Source organism: Sulfurimonas sp. (assembly GCF_032250635.1).
Classification (GTDB): Bacteria; Campylobacterota; Campylobacteria; order Campylobacterales; family Sulfurimonadaceae; genus Sulfurimonas.
In genome coordinates this window covers 1-6,861 of the sequence record NZ_JAVVFL010000125.1, presented here as the reverse complement: position 1 = coordinate 6,861, position 6,861 = coordinate 1, and the positions used below count along the sequence as shown (strand labels likewise).

Here is a 6,861-nt window from a genome sequence, read left to right as displayed (position 1 = left end):
TCCAAAAATTAAATATTGGGTAGATGACGCCATAGAGATGTCAAGTTTATCTATTGAGAGCTTTGGTGGCTGGTTTGAGTATAAAAACCTTGACAAGGCACATTTGAACCTTTATGCAAAGGCCACTGCAAATGATCTGAAATACACCTATGACCAAAAACTTGCCCCGGTCAATTCTGCTAAAACTGATCTGGAGTTTAAAGAGGGAGTACTTTACATTAGACCAAAACAGGCATATTCATACGATTTTTATCTGGATAGAAGCTGGTTAAAAATTGATTTTGCCAAAAAGGAAGAGCTTTTAACGCTACATCTTTTCTTTAAAGCTCAAGCGAACAAAGATATCGTCTCTTTGCTTGAGAGGTATGAGATAAAACTCCCCTTTATCCAGAACAAAGGTCAGGTTGAGACTGATTTAACACTGGGTGTAAACTTAAGAACATTAGATGTTGAGGCAGATGGAAGTTTCTATGTAAAAAATGCTCAAATCAACTATCTTGGGTTGGACATTGATGTAGCAAATGCCGACATATTTCTAAAAAACAGCTATGTCAAAGTTGAGAACATCTCTGCAAAGTACAAAGATATCGCCTCTGCAGATGCATATATGGAGCTTGATGCAAAAGAGTCAAAAGGCAAGCTTACACTAAAATTTGACAAGATTGCGCATAAAGAGAGCTCTTTGGCGCTTGAAAACAAGAAAAAACTAGTTGCCGTCTACAATATATTGCCAAAAGAGGACTATATCTCAATCGGGAAGTCTACATGGAACTACAAAGAGAAGAGAATAGACGTCAGTGCCATAAAAGTGCCGTTTAAGATGAATGAGTTAAAAGCTCATCTGCCTGTAACTTCCATAGTGGTTCCGGAATTTGGATCCGCTTTGCTATCTGGAGATATCTCTTTTAACTCAAACAGAGCCGATTTAGATATTGATATAATAAAAATAAATAAAGAAGACATAGAACTAAGCAAGCCTACTCCTTCACTGAAGCTGCTTTATGAGAAAGGTGCAATAACTCTATCATCAAAAAAAGCAATCTCAGTGAAGATAGATCAAAAAATGGCAACGTTTCAAAATGTAGCATTTAATATCTCACAGGATTCAATAAGAGCAGATAATATAGTTCTAAACTATAACGACACGGTTAAATCAAAAATAAGCCTTGATTACAATCCAAAAAGCTCTAACGCAGAAGTAATTTTAAAAGATTTTGCAATGTACGACAACGAGTTTAATGAGCTGTTTAAGGCAGATGAAAATATAGAGCTTCTCCTGCACCATAAGGAGCAGAACACGGTAGTAGGTTCAAAAAAATATGCTTTTGAGTATTTTAGTAATGATGAGGGGTGGAGAGTAGATGCAAAATCTCTTGAAAAAATCTCACAACACTCAAAAATTTTAAAAAAGTATGATTTGACAAACGGAAGTTTTAAGATAGAAAAAAAAGAGAAACAAAGAACTGTAGAATTTTTGCTCCAAAGTGATTATAAATATAAATTCTTAACAACACTTGATAAGCCAATCGAGAGCTATACAGCAGAGGGCAGTTATGATTTAGATACGAAAAAAATAGACTTTACAATCAACAACGTGGTTAATGTGCAAATCATGGATGAGATTAAAATTAACGCCAAAAACAGTGGAATAAATATAAAAGAGATTATTAGATACTTTACCCAAATCAAGGGTACACAAGAGTTGAACAGCAAAAAAAAGCTCTACATTGAAACACAAAACTCATTTTTATATCTGGCAGAAAATAGACGTATAGTCTCAGATAGAATCGACTTAAAGTATATTGATGGAACCATATCTGCTGAGCTTCTACACAACAGAGGTCGTGCAGTTTTTACCCTAAGAGATGATAAAATTTATCTCTACGGAGATGAGTTTGGGGATGAGTTTATGGATAAACTTTTTGCTCTCTCTAAATTCAGGGGTGGCTCTTTGGAGTTTTTTATAAACGGTTCTCTAAAAGAGTTTGACGGAATGATAAATATCAAGGATTCAACCATACTTGACTACAAGATACTGAACAACATACTCGCTTTTGTGAACACCGTCCCATCACTCGTTACCTTCTCTCTTCCAGGATATAGCAAAAAAGGAATTGCCGCTGAGAGAGCCTATATCAATTTCAAATTTAAAGACGACGTTTATAAGATGAGCGATATATATCTTAAATCAAAAGAGATTGAAATAGTGGGAGTGGGAGAAGCAAGTATAGAGAAGAACAGCATCGATATGGATCTAAATCTAAAAACGGATCTTGGAAGTTCTGTATCGAAAATACCTCTTGTCGGCTATATCCTTCTTGGAAAAGAGAACATCTCGATAACGCTAAAAGTTACCGGTAAACTAGATGACCCAGACGTAACAACTCAAATAGCCAAAGACATTGCCGTAGCCCCTTTTAATATAATAAAAAGAACCTTTATGTTTCCCTTTGAAATATTTAAGTGATGTTACACACTATTCATTTCTAAGAACGGTTAAGATATCTACTTCACTCGCTTTTTTTGCAGGATAAAAAGAGGAGAGCACAACAATAACAAATGCTCCGATGACAATAAAGAGAAAATCTTTAAGACTTAAATCAAGTGGCAGGGTAGATGTAGGATAAACATCTTTTGGCAAGTTTACTATGTCAAACGTACTAAGCACCCACAATCCGCTCAAGCCCAAGACTATACCTGCTAAAATACCACTCATTCCGATAACAATACCTAAGTACAAGAACACTTTTTTAACCTCGGCAGAGGTCGCACCGAGTGAAAGAAGCAGTGCTATCTCGCTTCTTCTATTCATGACCGTCATCAAAAGCGAAGATATAATATTAATCGCAGCAATAAGGATAATAAGCATTAAAACAATAAAGAGTGATGCCTTTTCAAGTTCTAGTGCCGCAAAGAAGTTTACATTGTCTTCCCACCACCCCTTTATAGATACGCTTCTTGGAAGATATTCTTTTATTTTAAGTATATCCTCATGTGGGTTAGCGGAGAAGATATGGATTCCGCTATATTGATTACTTGGTATATTCATAATCGCCTGAAGTGAAGCAAGTGTTGTGTAGCTGTACGCTTTATCGTAAGCAGAAAGTCCCGAATCAAATACGCCGCTGACGTTAAATCTTTTTATCTTAGGGGTAACAGACATTCCGCCCGGCTCTACATGCGTAAATATGTACATGAGCTTATCGTCGGTATTGAGATTAAGTTCCTCTCTAAGAGACTTGCCTATTAAAACATCAAACTTATCAAAGCTGTTTTCTTTAATTGCTTCTCTTAATACACTGTTTACATTGGCTTCGCTCTTAAAATCAACCCCGAATATATAGCCACCCTCAAGTTTTGAACCGCTTCTTGCCATAACTGAGGATTGTACATAAGGACTGAATTTAAGATCAGGAAACTTTGATTCCAACTCTAAGAGCAGATTTTCATTAACGGAGCCGTAAAATTTTGGAATAATGGTTAACGGGTAGTTCATAATGGTAAGTTTTTTTCTAAACTCGTTGTCAAAACCGTTCATAAGCGCCATCGCGATTATAAGAACCATGACACCCAGAGTAATGCCCAAAAATGCCAGTAACGCAGATAAGAAGATAAATGGCTGCTCGCTGTCAAAGCGCAAAAAGCGCTTTACTAAATATGAAACTATTGATGTTTTCAAGAAGCAAATACACCTTTTTTAGGACCGCTTTTACCGCAACACTGCTTATACTTCTTGCCGCTTCCGCATGGACAAGTATCGTTTCTAGAGACCTTTTTTTCGCTGTTTTGCTCTTCTTCGTTGTAAAGATTAAACTGTCTTGCCGCCTCAGTTATTTTTCTCTCCATCTCCATCTGCTGAGCAACTTTCTTTGCTTCCTCTTCTGGATCTTCAACTCTAAAGCGTATAATGTGAAGCGTTTTGGTAGTGTTGAATTTAATGTCAGATATCAGCTCTGTAAATAGGTTAAAACTCTCTTTTTTATACTCAACAAGCGGATCTTTTTGGTTATACGCTCTTAGTCTGATACCCGTCTTCATATTATCCATAGCATAAAGATGCTCTCTCCAAGCACTGTCCAACTCTTTTAGATACAGCTCTCTCTCTATCTCGTTGCAGATACTCTCATCAAGCACGCTCATCTTCTCATCATATACTTTTTTGACGTTTTCTATAATCTTCTGCAGCAGCTCTTCATACTCAAAAGAAGCGAAATCTTTTGCGTCAAGCTCTATATTTAACTCTTCGTGGATAAGCTTAAAGACTTTTTCCAAATTGAAATCATCTTTGTCTCCTCCGTCAAATATATCGCAACTACCTAATATATGCGCTATATACTCTGCTCTAATCTCATTGATTTTTGTAGAGATGTCAAATTCGGGATCAAGCAGTTGATTTCTAAATCTATATACGATTTTTCTCTGCTCGTTTGCAACATCATCATACTCAACGACATGCTTTCTACCCTCATAGTGCATGTTTTCAACTTTTTTCTGCGCTTTTTCAACCGCGCGAGTAACCATCTTAGACTCTATATATTCGCCATCTTCAACGCCGAGTCTCTCCATGATGCTCTTAATCTTATCGCTTCCGAAAATTCTAAGGAGATTATCTTCAAGAGATAAGTAAAATTGTGTAGTTCCAGTATCACCCTGACGCCCGCTTCTACCGCGAAGCTGATTGTCTATACGGCGGTTCTCATGTCTCTCTGTTCCTACAATATATAGGCCGCCAAGAGCTCTTACTTCATCGTTTACTTTAATGTCAACGCCGCGCCCCGCCATATTTGTAGCAATTGTAACTGCACCTTTTGCACCCGCGTTTTTAATAATCTCACCCTCTTGCGCGTGATTTTTTGCATTGAGTACCGTATGTGCTATCTTCTCTTTTTTGAGTGTTTCATGAAGCACTTCTGATTTGTCGATTGAAGCAGTACCGATAAGAACAGGCTGACCTGTTTTTGAGAGCTCTTTTATTGTCTTAACAACGGCTTCAAACTTCTCTTTTTCTGTTTTATAAATAAGGTCGTTAAGATCTTTTCTTATAACCGGAATATTTGTAGGTATGGAGATAACATCAAGAGAGTATATCTGATCAAACTCAGAAGCTTCAGTTTGTGCGGTTCCCGTCATACCCGCTAGTTTGTCATACATTCTAAAGTAGTTTTGAAATGTAATATCTGCAAGTGTTTGCGTCTCTTCTTTAATCTCAACGCCCTCTTTTGCCTCTAGCGCCTGATGCAGACCCTCAGAGTAACGGCGTCCTTCGCTAAGACGACCCGTAAACTCATCTACTATTACAACTTCGCCGTTATTTACGACATAGTCCACATCTCTCTCAAAAAGGTAGTTTGCTTTAAGCGCCTGATCTAATATATGCGAAAGTGAAGCATTCTCAGGGCTATAAAGATTCTCAACTTTAAATAACTCCTCAGCCCTTGTTATACCCTCTTCACTTAGTAGAACTACTTTGTCTTTTTCATCAACGCTAAAGTGTTCATCTTTAACTAACTGCAGAGCAATCTTATTTGCATCTGCAAAATCTTGAAGCGTTCTGTTTGTAGGTCCGGAGATAATAAGCGGAGTTCTTGCTTCATCAATCAAAATACTGTCAACTTCATCTACGATAACAAAGTTGTGACCTCTTTGAACCATATGCTCTTTAGAGTAGCTCATGTTATCTCTTAGGTAATCAAAGCCGAACTCGTTATTTGTTCCGTATGTTATATCTGCATTGTAAACTTCTCTTTTTATAGAGGGGTTATGCATATTTTCTTCAATTACGCCTACGCTGAAACCCAAGAATTCATACAGAGGTCGCATCTCATTTCCATCTCTAGAAGCCAGATAATCGTTTACAGTTACAAGATGCACGCCTTTGCCCGTAATGGCGTTTAGAACAATAGGAAGAGTTGCTACAAGAGTTTTTCCCTCTCCTGTTTTCATCTCGGCAATTCTGCCCTCATGAAGAACAACTCCACCGATGAGCTGAACATCAAAGTGTCTCATCTTCAGTGTTCTTACACTCGCCTCTCTTGTTATTGCAAAAGAGTCCGCCAAAACATCATCTAAGCTTCTGCTTCCACTTAAAACACTCTCTTTTAGCTCAGAAAAAGCACCTTTTAACGCATCATCACTCAGAGCCTGATATTTACTCTCCAGCACATTTATGTTATTTACAATTCTTACATATTTTTTTAGTTCACGATCATTTGTCGTGCCAAATATCTTACCGAATAATGCTTGTAGCATCCGCAACCTTATTATAGACAAACACCCTCTTTCGGGCATATGTCACTGAAATTCTTTTTATTTTATCATACTTATAATTACATTTTGCATAAATAGTAAAATGATTTTTTCAAATGTGCAGAGAGATTTAATATTAAACAATATGTAAACAATCGCTTAGATATAATTTTTCAAAAACAAGGGTCAAAATGAAAAAACTCCTTCTTGCTACTTTTATAAGCGTGCAACTTTTTGCATCACTTCAAGAGCTTACCTCCTTTGAAGCAGATTTCGCACAAAGCATTACCGATGAAAAAGATAAGGTATTGACATACAATGGACGAATTGTAGCTCTAAAGCCGCAAAATGCGAGATGGAGCTATATAGAGCCCGTTAAAAAAGATGTATTTATAAATGACTTTCAAGTGACGATAGTCGAGCCTGAAATTGAGCAGGTAATTATTAAAAGAATTGAGTCAAACTTTGACTTCTTCAAAATAGTATCGGGTGCAAAAAAAATTGATCAAAATACATATGTGGCATTTTATAGAGAGACGAAATTTACCATAGTTAAAAATGGCGCTTTTATTGAGTCTATATCATATCTGGATGAGTTTGAAAACAGAGTAAAGA

4 protein-coding genes are annotated in these 6,861 nt (G+C 36.9%); 2 read left to right on the top strand and 2 right to left on the bottom strand.

What is annotated here, in order from left to right; genetic code table 11:
• On the top strand, positions 1-2,467 hold a 2,467-nt coding region (locus RQ763_RS08195; protein ID WP_314152293.1), incomplete at its 5' end, for an AsmA-like C-terminal domain-containing protein.
• A gap of 9 nt (positions 2,468-2,476) precedes the next feature.
• Here the strand turns inward: RQ763_RS08195 and RQ763_RS08190 are convergent.
• Together RQ763_RS08190 and secA are read right to left on the bottom strand one after the other, a co-directional pair.
• Positions 2,477-3,679 (bottom strand): ABC transporter permease, encoded by a 1,203-nt coding sequence (locus RQ763_RS08190; RefSeq protein WP_314152291.1) that lies wholly within the window; start codon positions 3,677-3,679, stop codon positions 2,477-2,479.
• On the bottom strand, positions 3,676-6,249 hold the full coding sequence (gene secA / locus RQ763_RS08185) for a preprotein translocase subunit SecA (protein WP_314152290.1): 2,574 nt from the start codon (positions 6,247-6,249) through the stop codon (positions 3,676-3,678). Before secA ends, RQ763_RS08190 begins: the two co-directional genes overlap by 4 nt.
• A gap of 188 nt (positions 6,250-6,437) precedes the next feature.
• Here secA and lolA point away from each other — a divergent pair.
• Positions 6,438-6,861, top strand: a 424-nt coding sequence (lolA, locus tag RQ763_RS08180; RefSeq protein ID WP_314152289.1) for a LolA-like outer membrane lipoprotein chaperone, incomplete at its 3' end; no start/stop codon positions are given.

Excerpts from the sequence above, each read along its gene's own strand:
- secA (WP_314152290.1), bottom strand. The coding sequence starts at position 6,249 with ATGCTACAAGCATTATTCGGTAAGATATTTGGCACGACAAATGATCGT.